This window comes from Allobacillus saliphilus (genome assembly GCF_018138385.1).
Taxonomy (GTDB): domain Bacteria; phylum Bacillota; class Bacilli; order Bacillales; family Alkalibacillaceae; genus Allobacillus; species Allobacillus saliphilus.
On the sequence record NZ_JAGSIE010000058.1, the window covers coordinates 1 to 1,607 of the forward strand.

Sequence of the window (1,607 nt, forward strand, 5' to 3'; positions counted from 1 at the left end):
TCAATATATTAAATTAGATTTTGCATAAAAAACAGACTACATAATACTGTAAAACACAACATATCCAGTCACTATGGCGGCCGCATTAGGCACCCCAGGCTTTACACTTTATGCTTCCGGCTCGTATAATGTGTGGATTTTGAGTTAGGATCGGGCGAGATTTTCAGGAGCTAAGGAAGCTAAAATGGAGAAAAAAATCACTGGATATACCACCGTTGATATATCCCAATGGCATCGTAAAGAACATTTTGAGGCATTTCAGTCAGTTGCTCAATGTACCTATAACCAGACCGTTCAGCTGGATATTACGGCCTTTTTAAAGACCGTAAAGAAAAATAAGCACAAGTTTTATCCGGCCTTTATTCACATTCTTGCCCGCCTGATGAATGCTCATCCGGAGTTCCGTATGGCAATGAAAGACGGTGAGCTGGTGATATGGGATAGTGTTCACCCTTGTTACACCGTTTTCCATGAGCAAACTGAAACGTTTTCATCGCTCTGGAGTGAATACCACGACGATTTCCGGCAGTTTCTACACATATATTCGCAAGATGTGGCGTGTTACGGTGAAAACCTGGCCTATTTCCCTAAAGGGTTTATTGAGAATATGTTTTTCGTCTCAGCCAATCCCTGGGTGAGTTTCACCAGTTTTGATTTAAACGTGGCCAATATGGACAACTTCTTCGCCCCCGTTTTCACCATGGGCAAATATTATACGCAAGGCGACAAGGTGCTGATGCCGCTGGCGATTCAGGTTCATCATGCCGTTTGTGATGGCTTCCATGTCGGCAGAATGCTTAATGAATTACAACAGTACTGCGATGAGTGGCAGGGCGGGGCGTAAAGATCTGGATCGGGCTTACTAAAAGCCAGATAACAGTATGCGTATTTGCGCGCTGATTTTTGCGGTATAAGAATATATACTGATATGTATACCCGAAGTATGTCAAAAAGAGGTATGCTATGAAGCAGCGTATTACAGTGACAGTTGACAGCGACAGCTATCAGTTGCTCAAGGCATATATGATGTCAATATCTCCGGTCTGGTAAGCACAACCATGCAGAATGAAGCCCGTCGTCTGCGTGCCGAACGCTGGAAAGCGGAAAATCAGGAAGGGATGGCTGAGGTCGCCCGGTTTATTGAAATGAACGGCTCTTTTGCTGACGAGAACAGGGGCTGGTGAAATGCAGTTTAAGGTTTACACCTATAAAAGAGAGAGCCGTTATCGTCTGTTTGTGGATGTACAGAGTGATATTATTGACACGCCCGGGCGACGGATGGTGATCCCCCTGGCCAGTGCACGTCTGCTGTCAGATAAAGTCTCCCGTGAACTTTACCCGGTGGTGCATATCGGGGATGAAAGCTGGCGCATGATGACCACCGATATGGCCAGTGTGCCGGTATCCGTTATCGGGGAAGAAGTGGCTGATCTCAGCCACCGCGAAAATGACATCAAAAACGCCATTAACCTGATGTTCTGGGGAATATAAATGTCAGGCTCCCTTATACACAGCCAGTCTGCAGGTCGACCATAGTGACTGGATATGTTGTGTTTTACAGTATTATGTAGTCTGTTTTTTATGCAAAATCTAATTTAATATATTGA

General features: G+C 44.8%; 3 protein-coding genes. All 3 read left to right on the forward strand.

Annotated features, from left to right (window positions below; translation table 11 throughout):
* The first annotated feature begins 184 nt into the window (after positions 1-184).
* Entirely contained in the window at positions 185-844 is a 660-nt protein-coding gene (locus tag KC820_RS12995) for a type A-1 chloramphenicol O-acetyltransferase (protein WP_000412211.1), read from the forward strand.
* 190 nt (positions 845-1,034) lie between these two features.
* Complete coding sequence (ccdA, locus tag KC820_RS13000) at positions 1,035-1,184, forward strand: type II toxin-antitoxin system antitoxin CcdA (RefSeq protein ID WP_336511053.1); 150 nt, start codon at positions 1,035-1,037, stop codon at positions 1,182-1,184.
* Position 1,185: 1 nt separating this feature from the next.
* Positions 1,186-1,491, forward strand: a complete 306-nt coding sequence (ccdB, locus tag KC820_RS13005) for a type II toxin-antitoxin system toxin CcdB (protein WP_001159868.1) — start codon at positions 1,186-1,188, stop codon at positions 1,489-1,491.
* Positions 1,492-1,607 lie beyond the last annotated feature (116 nt).

Coding starts and splice junctions, on each gene's coding strand:
- KC820_RS12995 (WP_000412211.1), top strand. CDS start 185: ATGGAGAAAAAAATCACTGGATATACCACCGTTGATATATCCCAATGG.
- ccdB (WP_001159868.1), top strand. CDS start 1,186: ATGCAGTTTAAGGTTTACACCTATAAAAGAGAGAGCCGTTATCGTCTG.